At 72.0% G+C, this 14,119-nt stretch carries 14 protein-coding genes; 9 read left to right on the forward strand and 5 right to left on the reverse strand.

Features of this window, described 5'->3' with window-relative positions:
• Positions 1–138: 138 nt before the first annotated feature.
• Positions 139–804: a TetR/AcrR family transcriptional regulator gene (locus ACZ6CL_RS00370; RefSeq protein WP_468929249.1), complete on the forward strand. Its 666-nt coding sequence runs from the start codon at positions 139–141 to the stop codon at positions 802–804.
• 179 nt (positions 805–983) lie between these two features.
• Positions 984–2,504, forward strand: coding sequence for an MFS transporter (locus tag ACZ6CL_RS00375; protein WP_468929250.1), 1,521 nt, complete (start codon positions 984–986; stop codon positions 2,502–2,504).
• Between the two features lie 129 nt (positions 2,505–2,633).
• Here ACZ6CL_RS00375 and ACZ6CL_RS00380 read toward each other — a convergent pair whose 3' ends face one another.
• Complete coding sequence (locus ACZ6CL_RS00380; protein ID WP_468929253.1) at positions 2,634–3,170, reverse strand: MarR family winged helix-turn-helix transcriptional regulator; 537 nt, start codon at positions 3,168–3,170, stop codon at positions 2,634–2,636.
• Between the two features lie 127 nt (positions 3,171–3,297).
• Between ACZ6CL_RS00380 and ACZ6CL_RS00385 the strand changes: the two genes are divergently transcribed.
• A complete protein-coding gene (locus tag ACZ6CL_RS00385) occupies positions 3,298–4,059 on the forward strand; it encodes a dioxygenase family protein (protein WP_468931188.1) in 762 nt (253 codons plus the stop codon).
• Between the two features lie 81 nt (positions 4,060–4,140).
• Here the strand turns inward: ACZ6CL_RS00385 and ACZ6CL_RS00390 are convergent, their stop codons facing one another.
• Positions 4,141–4,551: a hypothetical protein gene (locus tag ACZ6CL_RS00390; protein WP_468929256.1), complete on the reverse strand. Its 411-nt coding sequence runs from the start codon at positions 4,549–4,551 to the stop codon at positions 4,141–4,143.
• 348 nt (positions 4,552–4,899) lie between these two features.
• Here ACZ6CL_RS00390 and ACZ6CL_RS00395 point away from each other — a divergent pair, with 348 nt between their 5' ends.
• Positions 4,900–5,901 carry a sigma-70 family RNA polymerase sigma factor gene (locus ACZ6CL_RS00395; RefSeq protein WP_468929258.1) on the forward strand — a complete coding sequence of 334 codons (1,002 nt, stop codon included), beginning with the start codon at positions 4,900–4,902 and terminating at the stop codon, positions 5,899–5,901.
• Between the two features lie 140 nt (positions 5,902–6,041).
• Here ACZ6CL_RS00395 and ACZ6CL_RS00400 read toward each other — a convergent pair whose 3' ends face one another.
• Positions 6,042–6,779 carry a 3-oxoacyl-ACP reductase family protein gene (locus ACZ6CL_RS00400; RefSeq protein ID WP_468929261.1) on the reverse strand — a complete coding sequence of 246 codons (738 nt, stop codon included), beginning with the start codon at positions 6,777–6,779 and terminating at the stop codon, positions 6,042–6,044.
• A 322-nt stretch (positions 6,780–7,101) separates the two neighbouring features.
• Here ACZ6CL_RS00400 and ACZ6CL_RS00405 point away from each other — a divergent pair, with 322 nt between their 5' ends.
• The 3 genes from ACZ6CL_RS00405 to ACZ6CL_RS00415 all read left to right on the forward strand — a co-directional run bounded on the left by ACZ6CL_RS00405 (position 7,102) and on the right by ACZ6CL_RS00415 (position 11,016).
• Complete coding sequence (locus ACZ6CL_RS00405) at positions 7,102–7,863, forward strand: DeoR/GlpR family DNA-binding transcription regulator (protein ID WP_468929263.1); 762 nt, start codon at positions 7,102–7,104, stop codon at positions 7,861–7,863.
• Positions 7,860–8,804, forward strand: coding sequence for a 1-phosphofructokinase (gene pfkB, locus ACZ6CL_RS00410; RefSeq protein ID WP_468929265.1), 945 nt, complete (start codon positions 7,860–7,862; stop codon positions 8,802–8,804). The genes ACZ6CL_RS00405 and pfkB overlap by 4 nt, the downstream gene beginning before the upstream one ends.
• A gap of 85 nt (positions 8,805–8,889) precedes the next feature.
• The gene (locus ACZ6CL_RS00415) at positions 8,890–11,016 is read left to right on the forward strand and encodes a PTS fructose transporter subunit IIABC (RefSeq protein WP_468929268.1); all 2,127 of its coding nucleotides are present in this window, start codon (positions 8,890–8,892) and stop codon (positions 11,014–11,016) included.
• Between the two features lie 7 nt (positions 11,017–11,023).
• Here ACZ6CL_RS00415 and ACZ6CL_RS00420 read toward each other — a convergent pair whose 3' ends face one another.
• Positions 11,024–11,953, reverse strand: coding sequence for an FAD-dependent oxidoreductase (locus ACZ6CL_RS00420; protein WP_468929271.1), 930 nt, complete (start codon positions 11,951–11,953; stop codon positions 11,024–11,026).
• 59 nt (positions 11,954–12,012) lie between these two features.
• Positions 12,013–13,161, reverse strand: coding sequence for a P1 family peptidase (locus tag ACZ6CL_RS00425; RefSeq protein WP_468929274.1), 1,149 nt, complete (start codon positions 13,159–13,161; stop codon positions 12,013–12,015).
• A gap of 202 nt (positions 13,162–13,363) precedes the next feature.
• Between ACZ6CL_RS00425 and ACZ6CL_RS00430 the strand changes: the two genes are divergently transcribed.
• Positions 13,364–13,906: an AMP-binding protein gene (locus ACZ6CL_RS00430; RefSeq protein WP_468929277.1), complete on the forward strand. Its 543-nt coding sequence runs from the start codon at positions 13,364–13,366 to the stop codon at positions 13,904–13,906.
• Positions 13,907–13,909: 3 nt separating this feature from the next.
• Positions 13,910–14,098, forward strand: a complete 189-nt coding sequence (locus tag ACZ6CL_RS00435; RefSeq protein WP_385444387.1) for a hypothetical protein — start codon at positions 13,910–13,912, stop codon at positions 14,096–14,098.
• The last annotated feature ends 21 nt before the right edge of the window (positions 14,099–14,119 follow it).

Here is a 14,119-nt window from a genome sequence, read left to right on the forward strand (position 1 = left end):
GAGGCAGGTCACTCGTGGACCGGGAAATTCCGGGGAGTGGTTCCCCGTTTAAACCATTGATCGCACAAACGGGGACTGACTCCCCGGAAGCGTTGAACCTCGGACCAGGACGATCGGACCCAGAAGGGGGAAGCTGTCATGGCCGGAGCCACCGCCGCACGCGCCGCGGATCGCGCACGGCACGCACCACCCCGGCTGCGCGCCGACGCCCTGCGCAATCGGGAACGGATCGTCGGGGCCGCGCGCGAAGTGCTCGTCGAGTACGGGGCCGAGGTCCCGCTCGACGAAGTCGCCCGGCGGGCGGGGGTCGGCAACGCCACCCTCTACCGCCACTTCGCGGACCGCCGTGAACTGATCCACCACGTGACCCTGTCGGTGATGTCCCGCGTCGCCGAACAAGCCGAATCGGCCCTGGCCGAGGAGCCCGACGCCTTCCTGGCGCTGCGGCGCTTCGTCCACGCGGCGGCGGATGAGCGGATCGGCGCGCTGTGCCCGCTGTTCTCCGACGGCATCGACAAGGAACACCCTGACCACATCGCCGCCCACGACCGTCTGGACGCCGGTATCGACGCCCTGATGGTGGCCGCCCGGGCGTCCGGCCAGCTGCGCGCCGACATCGACGTCGGCGATCTGATGGTCGCCCTCACCCAGCTCACCCGGCCGCTGCCCGGCAGCGGCTGCGTGGACTTCGACGCCTTCGTGCACCGGCACCTACAGCTCTTCCTGGACGGGCTGTCGGCTCCGGCGCGCTCCGAACTTCCCGGCTCCGCCGTCACCTTGGAGGATCTGCAGCACCGGCCGTGACGTAGCTCCCACCCGGCCGCTCACCGCACACCGCTTATTTCTCGCGCGTCCACCAGTCTTCATCTTCGTGTGACGTCGCGCGGCGCCAGCTTCCACTCCATTCCATGACTCCGCCCGGTGCGAACCGGGTGCCAACTCGTCCCATTTCTCACTCTCCGCACCGCTAGGTAGGCCCACCCATGCCTGAAACAGCCGCACATAAGACGCCATATGCCGACCCGCGGCGATGGAACGCGCTGATATTCATCGCCCTCGCCCAGCTGATGGTCGTCCTCGACGCGACCATCGTGAACATCGCCCTGCCCTCGGCCCAGGCCGACCTGAACATCTCCGACGGCAACAAGCAGTGGGTCATCACCGCGTACGCCCTCGCCTTCGGCGGCCTGCTGCTGTTCGGCGGCCGGGTCGCGGACCTGTGGGGCCGTAAGCAGACGTTCATCGTCGGGCTGGTCGGCTTCGCCGCGGCCTCGGCGCTCGGCGGCGCCGCGGTGAGCAGCGGCATGCTGCTCGGCGCCCGCGCCCTGCAGGGCGTCTTCGGCGCACTGCTCGCGCCCTCCGCGCTCTCGCTGCTCGCCGTGATGTTCACCGACGCCAAGGAGCGGGCCAAGGCGTTCGGCATCTTCGGCGCCATCGCGGGCGGCGGCGGTGCCGTGGGCCTGATCCTCGGCGGCGTCCTCACCGAATACCTGGACTGGCGCTGGACGTTCTTCGTCAACATCCCGTTCGCCGCCGTCGCCGCGGTGGGCGCGATCGCGGTGATCCGCGAGCCCAGCGAGAGCCGTAACCCCTCCAAGCTGGACATCCCCGGTGTACTGCTGGCCACTTCGGGCCTGGTCGCGCTGGTCTACGCCTTCACCCGCGCCGAGTCGGACGGCTGGAGCGCCGGGCCGACCGTCGCCCTGTACGTCGCGGCCGCCGTGCTGCTGACCGCCTTCGTGATCGTCGAGTCCCGGGTGAAGGCGCCGCTGCTGCCGCTGCGCGTCATCACCGACCGCAACCGCGGCGGGGTCTACGCCTCGCTCGGCCTCGCCGTCATCGGCATGTTCGGGCTGTTCCTCTTCCTCACCTACTACATGCAGATCGTCAAGGGGTACAGCCCGGTCGAGACCGGGCTCGCCTTCCTGCCGATGGTCGCGGGCATGATCACCGGCTCGACGCAGATCGGCGCCCGGCTGATGACCAGGGTGCCGCCGCGGCTGCTGATGGGCCCGGGCTTCCTGGTCGCCGCCTCCGGCATGCTGCTGCTGACCCAGATCGACATGGACACCTCCTACCCGGCGCTGATCCTGCCCGCGATCCTGCTGCTCGGCCTCGGCATGGGTACGGCCTTCATGCCCGCGATGAGCCTGGCCACCCATGGTGTCGAGCCGCGTGACGCGGGCGTCGCCTCCGCGATGGTCAACACCTCGCAGCAGGTGGGCGGCGCGATCGGCACCGCGCTGCTCAACACGATCGCCGCCAGCGCCACCACGGCCTACGCCACGGGCCACGCGGCCACGGCCTCTTCGCCGAAGCTGCTGCAGCTGCAGTCGATGGTGCACGGCTACACCGCGGCCATCGCCTGGGCGGTGGGCATCCTGCTGCTGGCGGCGGCGATCGCCACCACGCTGATCAGCGCTGGCAGGCAGGACGGCGGCGGCGCGGTCGCCGGTTCGGGTGACGAGGTGGTGGAGGACGCCGTTCCCGTCATGGCGCACTGACGGCCGTACGGATGACGGCCGTACGGATGACGGCCGTACGGATGACGGCCCGTACGGATGAGAGGGCCCCGCTCCCTGGCGTTCACCCGGTGGAGCGGGCTTCTCCGTTTTCTGGCTCGGCTTGTCGGCTCAGCGCAGCCAGGGGAGATCGGCGCCCTCGGGCTGGAGGCCGTCGGCGATGATCCGGCAGACGTCGCCGAACTGGTCGATCTGCTCGGAAGTGAGCCGGTCGAAGATCGCCGAGCGGACGGCTTCGACATGGCCGGGCGCGGTCTCCTTGAGGACGCCGAACCCCTTCTCGGTGAGGACCGCGTTCTGCCCGCGCTTGTCGGAGGGGCAGTCCTCGCGCCGTACCCAGCCGTCCTTCTCCATGCGGGTGATGGCGTGGGAGAGCCGGGAACGGGTGATCTTGGCGGCCTCGGCCAGTTCGGTCATCCGCATCCGGTGGCGGGGTGCCCAGGAGAGCTTCACCAGCAGGCTGTAGTAGACGTGCGGCATGCCCGCGTCGCGCTGCAGCTGACGGTCGAGATGGTCTTCCAGCAACATCCTGGCCTGGATGTAGGCCAGCCAGGTGCGCTGCTCGCCTTCGTTCAGCCAGCGCGGCTCGTCGGCGTCCTTGCCTGCGTCTGCGTCTGCGGGGGAGTTCATGGCGTCCACATCGTTCATAGTAAGTCTACTTCTTGAATTTTAAACAAGTGTGCGATACCGTCATCTCAGCTACTGCTTGAGACTTCAAGCTTTACTGCGTCCGTCTGGTCATTCGTCTGGTCGAGGAGCCGCCGCCGTGTCGCGCATGCCCGCCCTCTATCTCAGCCATGGTGCTCCGCCGCTCGCCGATGACCCGGTCTGGCCCGGACAGCTCGCCGCCTGGGCGGCGGAACTCTCCCGTCCCACCGCCATTCTGATGATCTCCGCGCACTGGGAGGAAGCCCCCCTCGCCATCGGGGCCACCGCGACGGTTCCGCTGGTCTACGACTTCTGGGGCTTCCCCGAGCACTACTACCGGGTGCGCTACGCCGCGCCCGGCGCCCCCGAACTGGCCGAGCGCGTCCGCAAGACGCTGCGCACCGCGGGCACGCCGGTCCAGGACATCCCCGACCGGGGGCTCGACCACGGCGCCTACGTCCCGCTGGTCGAGATGTATCCGGACGCCGACATTCCCGTCCTTCAGGTCTCGATGCCGACCCTGGACCCGCGGAAGCTGATGGACATCGGCCGCAAGCTCGCGCCGCTGCGCGACGAGGGCGTACTGATCGTCGGCAGCGGCTTCTTCACCCACAACCTGGCGGCGCTGCGCCACACCGGGCCGACGCCGCCCGGCTGGTCGACCGAGTTCGACGACTGGGGACGGGGCGCGCTCGCCGGGCAGGACGTCGACGCCCTGCTCGACTTCGAGCACGCCTCGCCGAGCGGCTCCCTCGCCCACCCGCGCACTGAGCACTTCGCCCCGCTGTTCGTCACGCTGGGCGCGGCGGAGTCGGAGCTGGGCAGCCAGCGGAGTGTGATCGACGGCTTCTGGATGGGGCTGGCGAAGCGGTCGGTGCAGTTCGGCTGAGGCCTGGTCCTGGCCGCTGTTCAGGCTGGAGGCGTGGCTGCTTCAGCCCGACTGTTCAGCCCGACTGTTCAGTCCGACTGTTCAGTCCGACCGGGCGTGGATGACGTAGAACGAGACCGCCCCCATCGCCAGCGCCACCCCCAGGCCAACGCCGGACGCCCGCCCCACCGCCGCCCCGCTCAGGCAGTACAGGAAGCCGATCACGCAGCCGAGGAGCGTTCCGTACAGCCCCGCCCGGACCTCCGGCAGCAGCCGCCCCTGGATCCGCCCGGCCCCATAGCAGGCCGCGCCGACGACGACCGCCGCCACCAGGCCGAGGAGCGCGGCGGCGGGCAGGGTCGCGCCCTGGTTGTGGTCGATGAACATCGCGTAGCCGCCGGTGAGGACGCCCAGCACGACGGGGACCACCCAGGAGGCGGAGGCGTGGAGCGGGGCGGTGGCGAGGCGCGGACGGTGGCGCCTGCGCGCCGGGGCTGAGACGGAACCGTTCATGGCAGGACCTCCTCCCCTCCAGCGCACACCCGCCCCGGGTCTCCGGCAAGCCCGGACCGGGCAACCAGAAGGCCGTGGGATCCGTCTTGTGGAGTGAGAGGTGAGGCGGGAAGGCGGGGGGAAGGTGGCGGTCCCGGCCGTAAGGGGCGCCCCTGACCTGCGCTTTCGCGACGCTGCGGCGTCACGCTGAACCCCCTGTGGCGGCACAGGGTACTGCATGATCGTAAAAAGGTGGGCGCGGCTTGGGAATTCTGTCCGGATTCCAGTCGTTGTTTCCACTGGACGGGGCACCCGCCCAGGGAAGGTCCGTTCATAGTCCGCGCCCGATCCATCTGTAAGGGAGCACGCATGGCAACCCGTGCCGTCGCCCGTAATCAGGCCGCCACAGGTGGCGCTGATGGGGCCAACAGTGTTCGCGCCACAGGCGGGGAGATCGCCGATCGCGACCTGGTCGGCATGTATCTCGACGAGATCGCTCGCACCCCGTTGCTGGACGCGGCGAAGGAGGTCGAGCTGTCCCAGGCTGTCGAGGCGGGTGTGTATGCCCAGCAGATCTTGGACGGAGAGGCCGAGGACACCGGAGCCGCGGGTGCGAGCCGAGAGGAGCTCGAGGCCATAGCCGCCGAGGGCGCCCGCGCCAAGGATGTCTTCATCCGCTCCAACCTGCGCCTGGTCGTGGCCGTGGCGCGCCGTTATCCGCGCAGTGGCCTGCCCTTGCTCGACCTGATCCAGGAGGGCAACGCGGGCCTGGTGCGCGCCGTGGAGAAGTTCGACTACACCAAGGGCTTCAAGTTTTCCACGTATGCCACGTGGTGGATCCGCCAGGCCATCACGCGCTCGATCGCCGACCAGTCCCGCACGATCCGGCTGCCCGTCCACCTGGTCGAGGAGCTGGGCCGGATCCGCCGGGTGCAGCGTGAGTTCAACCGTGAGCACGGCCGCGAGCCGGAGCACGCGGAGATCGCCGAGGAGCTGGGCTCCACACCGGAGCGGGTGTCCGACGTGCTCGACTGGGCGCGCGACCCGGTGAGCCTCAACATGTCGGTGGACGACGAGGGCGAGACCCAGTTCGGCGACCTGCTGGAGGACACGTCGGCCGTCTCGCCCGAGCAGTCGGTGATGACGCTGCTGCGCAGTGAGGAGCTGGAAGACCTCATCGGCCGTCTCGACGACCGGACCGCCTCCATCATCAAGGCGCGGTACGGCATCGATGACGGGCGGGAGCGCACGCTCACCGAGGTCGGCAAGCAGCACGGTCTCACGCGTGAGCGCATCCGCCAGATCGAGAAGCACGCCCTGCTGGAGCTGAAGAAGATGGCCCGCCAGACCGGCTTCGACGCCGCGGCCTGAGCCGCCGCGCCACCGTATGGACCGGCTGTCCCGCCGCAGACCCCATAGACCGAGCCCCGGCGCACTCCCCCGAGCGCCGGGGCTCTTCCCTGGTCATTTGGGCCACTCTTCTATGAGGCCACTCCTGATCAGGCCCCTGGCTAGGCGGCGAAGCCGCCGTCCACGGCGATCGACGCCCCGGTGATGTAGCGGCCGCTGTCGCCCGCGAGGTGGGCGACGGTCGCGGCCACCTCGGACGGCAGTCCGTAGCGGCCGAGCGCGGTGAAGCCGCTCTGCATGGGGGCGCTTTCGCCGTCGGCGGGGTTCATGTCGGTGTCGATCGGGCCGGGGTGGATCAGGTTGACGGTGATCCCGCGCGGGCCCAGCTCACGGGCGAGCGCCTTGGTCAGGCCGGTCAGCGCGGTCTTGCTGGTCGCGTAGAGGCTGCCGCCGGGGAAGGCGACGCGCTCGGCCATGCAGCTGCCGATGTTGATGATCCGCCCACCGTCGGCCAGCCGCTCGACCGCCGCCTGGGCGGTCAGGAACGGCGCCCGGACGTTGACGTCCAGGACGCGGTCGACGTCCTCCAGCGACAGCTCGGTCACCGGGCCGAGGGCTCCCGCGCCCGCGTTGTTGACGACGATGTCCAGGCGCCCGAACTCCGCGGCGGCCCCGGCCACGGCCGCCCGCACCGCCTCCGCGTCCGCGCTGTCGGCCCGTATCGCCAGGGCCCGGCGGCCCAGTGCCTTGATCCTCTCGACGATGTCCGCCGCGCGATCGGCCTGGTGATGGTAGGTCAGGGCGACATCGGCGCCGTCCTCGGCGAGCCGGAGGGCGATGGCCTCGCCAATGCCCCGGCTGCCGCCGGTGACCAGGGCCGCCTTGCCGTCGAGTGTCATGAGTGCTCCCAGATGCGAGGTATGCGAAGAATACGAAGAGAGCGAGGGAGATCCAGATGTGCTGTGATTCCCTCGGGCATGACTGATCCTGCCGGGGCGGGGCGGGGGTGTCTGGCGGCATTCGGACCTCGCATTGAGGGCGAGCCGGGCCGGGCGCGGCTGTGCGGCTGGACTTTCGAAGATGGCCCGAGTTTGTCGTGAAGATGACCAGGGCATGCCCGGTCAAGTTTGTTTTGCGCCCGAGTCTGTTTACTTTCCGGAAGTGGCGACGTAATCTGGCCGCGAAATCACAGGTTCGGGCATGGAAGGGACGTAAACCCACATGTACGCACCGGAGCGTCAGCAGGAGATCCTCCGGCTCGCCCGCGACAGCGGACGGGTGGACGTCCTGTCCCTCGCCGAGGAGTTCCAGGTCACCGCCGAGACCGTACGGCGCGATCTGCGGGCCCTCGACCGGGCGGGTCTGGTGCGCCGCGTGCACGGGGGCGCGATCCCTGCCGGACGTCTCGACTTCGAGCCCGACCTCGCCGAGCGCGAGGGCACCGCCGCCGATGAGAAGGACCGCATCGCGCGCGCCGCCCTCGCCGAACTCCCCGCCGACGGCAGCGTGATCATCGACGCCGGGTCCACGGCGGCCCGGTTCGCCGCCGCCATCCCCCTGGAAGCCGGGCTCACCGTGGTCACCCACGCGCTGCCGATCGCCGCTCGCCTCGCCGACCACCCCGGCATCGCCCTGCACCTGGTCGGCGGCCGGGTCCGCCACCGGACCCGGGCCGCCGTCGACGCCTGGGCGCTGCGCGGCTACGGCGAGGTCAGGGCCGATGTCGTCTTCCTCGCCACCAACGGCTTCTCGCCGGAGAGCGGACTGACCACCCCCGACCTCGCGGAGGCCGCCGTCAAGCGCGCCATGATCAGCGCCGCCCGCCGGGTCGTGCTGCTCGCCGACTCCGGCAAGTTCGGCCAGGAGCACTTCGCCCGCTTCGGCGGCCTCGACCACGTCGACCTGCTCATCACGGACACCGGCCTCAGCCCACAGGACGCCCTCGCCATCGAAAAGCAGGGCACGGAAGTAGCACGCGCATGATCCTCACCGTCACCCCCAATCCCAGCCTGGACCGTACGTACGAGATTCCGGCGCTGGAGCGCGGCGCCGTGCTGCGGGCCACCACCGACCGGGTCGACCCCGGCGGCAAGGGCGTCAACGTCTCGCGCGCCGTGGCCGCCGCCGGGCACCGCACCGTGGCGGCGCTGCCGCTCGGCGGCCCCGAGGGCGCGCTGCTGGCGCGGCTGCTCGAAGAGCTGGGCATCGAGGCGGCGGGCGTGCCGGTGCGCGGCTCGACCCGGGTCAACATCTCCGTCGCCGAGCCGGACGGCACCCTCACTAAGCTCAACGCGAGCGGGCCCGAGCTGAGCGACACCGAGGCCGAGGCCCTGCTGGAGGCGGTGCGCAGCCGGGTCGCCGACGCCGACTGGATCGCCTGCTGCGGCAGCCTCCCGCGCGGGCTCGCCCCCGAGTGGTACGCCGAGCTGGTCGCCCGGGCCCACCGCGCGGGGGCCAGGATCGCCCTGGACACCTCCGGCCCCTCCCTGACCGCGGCCCTGCGCGAGCGCCCCGATGTGGTGAAGCCCAACGCCGAGGAACTGGCCCAGGCCGTCGGCCGCCCGATCGCCACCGTGGGCGAGGCGGTCAAGGCCGCCGAGGAGCTGCGCGAGCTGGGTGCCCGCGCGGTCCTGGCCAGCCTCGGCGCCGACGGCCAGCTGCTGGTCGACGGGACCGGCACGTACTTCGGCACGGCCACGGTCGCGGCCGTCCGCAGTAATGTCGGTGCGGGCGATGCCTCGCTCGCCGGATTCCTCGCCGCGGGCGGCACCGGAGCCGCGGCGCTCGCCTCGGCCGTGGCCCACGGCGCGGCCGCCGTACAACTGCCGGGCAGCGTGATGCCGACCCCGGCCGACCTGAACCCGTCCGCCGTCACCACGACCTCGGACGTCCCGCTGGATCGCGTGCTCAAGGAGCCCGCGTGACCGGCCCGACCCACTCCCACCCCCCAGTCCCCACCCCCTCCGCCCGCCTGCCACAGGGCGGGATCGCACCCAAGGGAGCCGCGAGATGAGTGAGCTGATCACCGCGGATCTGGTCGACCTTGACCTGTCCGCCGACACCAAGGAAGCCGCCGCCCGGTCGCTCGCCGAGCGCATGGTCGCGGCGGGCCGGGTCACCGACCTCGACGGCTTCCTCGCCGACGTGGCGGCCCGCGAGGAGCAGATGCCGACCGGCCTGGACGGCGGCATCGGCATACCCCACTGCCGCAGCGAGCACGTCACCGAGCCGACGCTGGCCTTCGGGCGGAGCGCGGCCCGGATCGACTTCGGCGCGCCGGACGGACCGGCCGACCTGATCTTCCTGATCGCGGCCCCCGCGGGCGCGGACAGCGATCACCTGACGATCCTGTCCAGCCTCGCCCGGTCTCTGATGAACGCCGAGTTCACCGGCGCCCTGCGGGCCGCCGACGACCCGGCCCGGGCGGCCGCCCTGATCCGCGGTGACGAGGAGCCGTCCGCCGCGGCGGACAGCGCCCCGGACAGCGCCGCGGAGGAGCCCGCGGCCCAGGAGCCGAAGGACACGGCGAGTGCCCCGGCGGAGCCGACGGCGCCGACAGGGGCCCCCGCGCCCGCAGGAGCCTCCGAGCCCACCGGGCCCGCGCCCACACCGGCGCCCTTCCGGATCGTCGCCGTCACCTCGTGTCCCACCGGCATCGCGCACACCTACATGGCTGCCGAGTCGCTGGAGAACGCGGCCCGTGAGGCGGGTGTCGAGCTGGTGGTGGAGACCCAGGGCTCGGCCGGGTTCGAGAAGCTCCCCGCCGCCACCATCGCGGCCGCCGACGCGGTGATCTTCGCGCATGACGTGGAGGTCAGGGACAAGGAGCGGTTCGCCGGGAAGCCGACGGTGGACGTTGGGGTCAAGGCGGGCATCAACCGCCCGGCCGAGCTGGTGGCCGAGGCACGCGACAAGGCGGCGCGCGGCGAGACCAGCGCGCCGGTGGGCACGGCCGATGACGCCTCGGAGGGCTCCGCCCCGATGGACGCGGGCGGCGACGGCTTCGGCACCCGGCTGCGCAAGTGGCTCATGACGGGCGTCAGTTACATGGTCCCGTTCGTCGCCGCGGGCGGTCTGCTCATCGCGCTCGCCTTCGCGATCGGCGGCTACGAGATCGCCAGCGCCAAGTCGGTAGCGGACCACTTCACGTGGACCGAGAGCGCCAGCTGGGCGGCGCTGCTCTTCCAGATCGGCAGCGCGGCCTTCACCTTCCTGGTGCCGGTCCTGGCCGGGTACATCGCCTACGGCATGGCCGACCGGCCCGGGCTCGTGCCCGGCTTCGTCGGCGGTTTCATCGCGACCACGATCAAGGCGGGCTTCCTCGGCGGTCTGGCCGCCGGCCTGATCGCGGGCGCGGTCGTCATGGGCATCCAGCGGTTCAAGGTCCCGGCGGCACTGCGCGGCATCATGCCGGTCGTGGTGATCCCGCTGATCTCCTCGGCGATCGTCGGCTTCCTGATGTTCGTGGTGATCGGCAAGCCCATCGCCTCCGCCCAGGAGGCCATGACCGACTGGCTCAACGGGCTCTCCGGAGCCAACGCCATCGGCCTCGGCGTGATCCTCGGCCTGATGATGTGCTTCGACCTCGGCGGCCCGGTCAACAAGGTCGCGTACGCGTTCGCGACCGGCGGCATCGCGGTGTCCAACCCGAGCGACGGCAGCCTCAAGATCATGGCCGCGGTGATGGCGGCCGGTATGGTCCCGCCGCTGGCGATGGCGCTGGCCACCACCGTGCGCGGGAAGCTGTTCACCAAGACCGAGCGGGAGAACGGCAAGGCCGCCTGGGTGCTGGGTGCCTCCTTCATCAGTGAGGGCGCCATTCCGTTCGCGGCGGCGGACCCGCTGCGGGTGATCCCCTCCTCGATGGTGGGCGGCGCGATCACGGGCGCGATGTCGATGGCCTTCGGCTGCACGCTGCGCGCCCCGCACGGCGGCATCTTCGTGGTCCCGCTGATCGGGCAGCCGTTCCTCTACCTGCTGTCCATCGTGGCGGGCACGGTGGTGTCGGCCGGACTGGTGGTCTTCCTCAAGGGGCTGCGGAAGAAGACGGAGGCCGGTGCCACGGCCCCGGCCGGTGGTGACGCCTCCGCGAAGGGCGCCGCCGGGGACGAGGAGAAGGTGGCGGTCGCGGTCTGACCCCATCTCAACCACCCCCCAACTCATCCGTGGCGAGGCCGCGCGCAGCGTAGTAGGCGCTGAGCGCGGCCTCGCTGCCTGAGCCCATCGCGGTCGCGATGCGCTGGAAGCGGGCGGAGCGCAGATCACCGGCGGTACGGATCCTCGGGTGCTGGCGCCCGGGCGGGCAGTAACCGGACCCGTCGGAGACGACGGACCCGCCGGGCGGCGCCGGGGCGCTGCCCAGATTCAGGAACACCAGGTCGGCCGTGAGGGCACGCAGCTCGCCCGCGACGGTCAGCGTCTCGGCCCGCGGCGGCGCCGACGGCTGCCCCAACTCCAGCCGCCGCACGGCCACCAGCTCCACCCGGGCGTCCTGCTCGATCTCCTCGGTCTTGTAGGTGTCCTCGGGCGGATGGGCGACCAGGAACCGGGTCCGCAGCCCCGGGTGGGCGCGGACGAGAGTGCCCAGTGGACGGTCCGCGCCCAGGACCAGCACCGTGCGGCCGGTGATCGCCGCGACGTCCGCCTCCCACAGGGGGCGCAGCTCACGGCCCTCCGCCCCCGCGAGCCACCCGGCGGCCGCGGGCGCCAGCGGGCCGACTCCGGTGGCGACAACGGCAAAGGGCGCCGTCAGCCGCGCACCGGCCGCCACAGGACCCTCCGGACCCTCGACCGTCACCTCCACGCGGTCCTCGAACGCGTCGATCCGCGTGGCTCGCCGCCCGAGTTCGACCCGGCAGGCGCCACACCGCTCCACATCGGCCTCGATCGCCGCCGCCAGCCCGGGGCCGGTGGTGGAGCCCAGCACGTTTGCCACCACCGGGATGCGCCGCAGCGCGCCGCACAGCACGTCGCCCGACTCGACGAGGACGGACCGCATCCCGAGGCTCGCCGCCATCACGGCGGCCGCGCAGCCCGCCGGACCGCCGCCGACAACCAGCAGATCGGCATCCATGGCGCATCCCCTCCCTCTCAGCCCTCTGAGCCCTCTCGGCCCCGCTCGGAGCCGTCCGCTCAGGACGGTCCGCCGTACAGATCCCGGTACGCGGGGAAGACCCCGCCCGGGCCCTCCACGCTCTCCGCCGCCAGCACCGCCTTGACCACGGCCCGGGTCAGCGCGTCCGCCCCCGCTGCCAGCACCTCGTTCAGCGCCCCGCTCTCCCGGTGCACCCCGAACGCCGGATCTTCCGCATCGCCCCCGCTCTCCTCCGGCACCAGCGGGCGATCGCCGGTGGCCAGGGCGAAGACCGTGTCGCCGTCGGACATCAGATGCACCGGCCGGATCGCCCGGGCCAGGCCGTCGTGCGCCGTGCCCGCGAGCTTGTGCGCCTGGGCCCGGGTGAGCGCGGCGTCGGTGGCGACCACGGCCAGGGTGGTGTTCAGCGGAGGCCGCACCGACGCGGCCTGGCGCCGCTCCGACTCGGCCCGCGCGGTCGCCAGGCGGCGCACCGCCTCCGCGTGCTCCTCTTCGCCGGGGCGGTAGGGCCCGCCGTCCCCGGACGGTTCATACGCCTGCCCGTACAGCCCGCCGGTCCGCGGGTCGACCACCGACCCGGCCGCGTTGACCGCCACCAGCGCGGCCACCGTGATGCCGGACGGCAGCACCAGCGACGCCGATCCCATGCCGCCCTTGATCCCACCGGCCACCGCGCCCGCACCCGCGCCCACGTTGCCCTGCCCGACCGGCGCGCCGGGCTCCGTGGCGGCCGCCGCCTCGGCGGCCTCCCGGCCCAGGGCCGCGCCCGGCCGGGCTCGCCAGTCACCGCCCCGGCCGAGGTCGAAGAGCGCGGCCGTCGGGACGACCGGGACGACCTGCGCCGGATCGGGACCGACCCGGAAGCCGCGGCCGTGATCCTCCAGCCAGGCCGCCACCCCCGAGGCGCTGTCCAGGCCGAACGCGCTGCCGCCGGTCAGCACGACGGCCTCCACACGCTGGACGAGATTCCGCGGATCGAGGGCATCGGTCTCCCGGGTGCCCGGCCCACCGCCGCGCACATCGACGGCGGCGACCGCGCCGCCGTCGGGGGCCAGCACGACGGTCGTTCCGGTCAGCCATCCGTCTCCGGTGCGCTGCGCATGGCCGACACGCAGCCCGGGTACGTCTGTCAGGGCGTCGGCCCGGCCGGTGTGCGGGGAGTCGTGGGTGGTTCGCTCGGCATCCATGAACGCTATGCGTAGCACGGCGACTCGTGTCATGGTCGTACAACGAGGCGTGCCCGGCCCCGGAGCAAGGGCCCTCGCGAGCACCTCCGGACGGCGCGCGCCGGACCATCGTCGCCTCATATAGCGGGCGTTCATCAGACGTTGATGACCTGACAGCAGGCTGTGCGTTATGCCGTTCGTCCCCGCCTCAATGAAGACCGCCGTGCTCCGAACCTCCCGGACGGAGGAGCTTCCGACGCTGGCTGCCGCCACCCGGCAGACCGCCCCCGTGGCCCTCCGGTGGATCAGCGAGCCCGACTGCACCGAGGAGCTGACCCACGCCGAACTGCTCGACCAGGCCGCCAGGGCCGCCGCCGCCCTCACCCGGCTCGGGGTCCGGGCCGGTGACCGAGTGGCGGTGCATCTGCCGCTGGTGCCCGAATCCGTGATCGCCACGCTCGCCTGCGGCCGCCTCGATGTCGTACGTGGCAGCCTGCCGGTGGGACTGCGTCCGCATGAACTGCGCGACCGGATCAGGGAGATGGACGCCAAGATCGTCATCACCGCGGACGGGGAACAGCGCTGCGGGGAGCAGTACCCGCTCAAGCAGGTCATCGACCGGGCGCTCACCGGCTGCCCCGGTGTCCGGAATGTGCTGGTCGTGCACCGCCTCTCCCGCCCGGTGTCCTGGAAGCCCGGCCGGGACCTGTGGTGGCACGACGAACTCGGCCGGTACACCGAACCGCTGCCGCGGTCGTACGCTTGAGCCATGAGCACCGCCCCCGCCCCTGAACCGCGCGATCCGGCCGCCGCGCTGATCTTCGACGATCCTCTGGCGCAGCCGTCCTCGGACGATACGGACCGCGGCTGGGGCGAGCGGGCTTCCGGCGGCCACGGCGCCGACAGCGCCGCGGATCTGGCCCGGTTCCTCGACGAGAAGCCGCCCCACCACCTCTGACAGCGAGAGGCCCCACGCCGG

The sequence above is a fragment of the Streptomyces sp. NPDC041200 genome (genome assembly GCF_055591805.1).

Excerpts from the sequence above, each read along its gene's own strand:
- ACZ6CL_RS00420 (WP_468929271.1), bottom strand. The coding sequence starts at position 11,953 with ATGGATGCCGATCTGCTGGTTGTCGGCGGCGGTCCGGCGGGCTGCGCG.
- ACZ6CL_RS00415 (WP_468929268.1), top strand. The coding sequence starts at position 8,890 with ATGAGTGAGCTGATCACCGCGGATCTGGTCGACCTTGACCTGTCCGCC.
- ACZ6CL_RS00405 (WP_468929263.1), top strand. The coding sequence starts at position 7,102 with ATGTACGCACCGGAGCGTCAGCAGGAGATCCTCCGGCTCGCCCGCGAC.
- ACZ6CL_RS00390 (WP_468929256.1), bottom strand. The coding sequence starts at position 4,551 with ATGAACGGTTCCGTCTCAGCCCCGGCGCGCAGGCGCCACCGTCCGCGC.
- ACZ6CL_RS00395 (WP_468929258.1), top strand. The coding sequence starts at position 4,900 with ATGGCAACCCGTGCCGTCGCCCGTAATCAGGCCGCCACAGGTGGCGCT.
- pfkB (WP_468929265.1), top strand. The coding sequence starts at position 7,860 with ATGATCCTCACCGTCACCCCCAATCCCAGCCTGGACCGTACGTACGAG.
- ACZ6CL_RS00400 (WP_468929261.1), bottom strand. The coding sequence starts at position 6,779 with ATGACACTCGACGGCAAGGCGGCCCTGGTCACCGGCGGCAGCCGGGGC.
- ACZ6CL_RS00375 (WP_468929250.1), top strand. The coding sequence starts at position 984 with ATGCCTGAAACAGCCGCACATAAGACGCCATATGCCGACCCGCGGCGA.
- ACZ6CL_RS00380 (WP_468929253.1), bottom strand. The coding sequence starts at position 3,170 with ATGAACGATGTGGACGCCATGAACTCCCCCGCAGACGCAGACGCAGGC.
- ACZ6CL_RS00425 (WP_468929274.1), bottom strand. The coding sequence starts at position 13,161 with ATGGATGCCGAGCGAACCACCCACGACTCCCCGCACACCGGCCGGGCC.
- ACZ6CL_RS00385 (WP_468931188.1), top strand. The coding sequence starts at position 3,298 with ATGCCCGCCCTCTATCTCAGCCATGGTGCTCCGCCGCTCGCCGATGAC.
- ACZ6CL_RS00435 (WP_385444387.1), top strand. The coding sequence starts at position 13,910 with ATGAGCACCGCCCCCGCCCCTGAACCGCGCGATCCGGCCGCCGCGCTG.
- ACZ6CL_RS00370 (WP_468929249.1), top strand. The coding sequence starts at position 139 with ATGGCCGGAGCCACCGCCGCACGCGCCGCGGATCGCGCACGGCACGCA.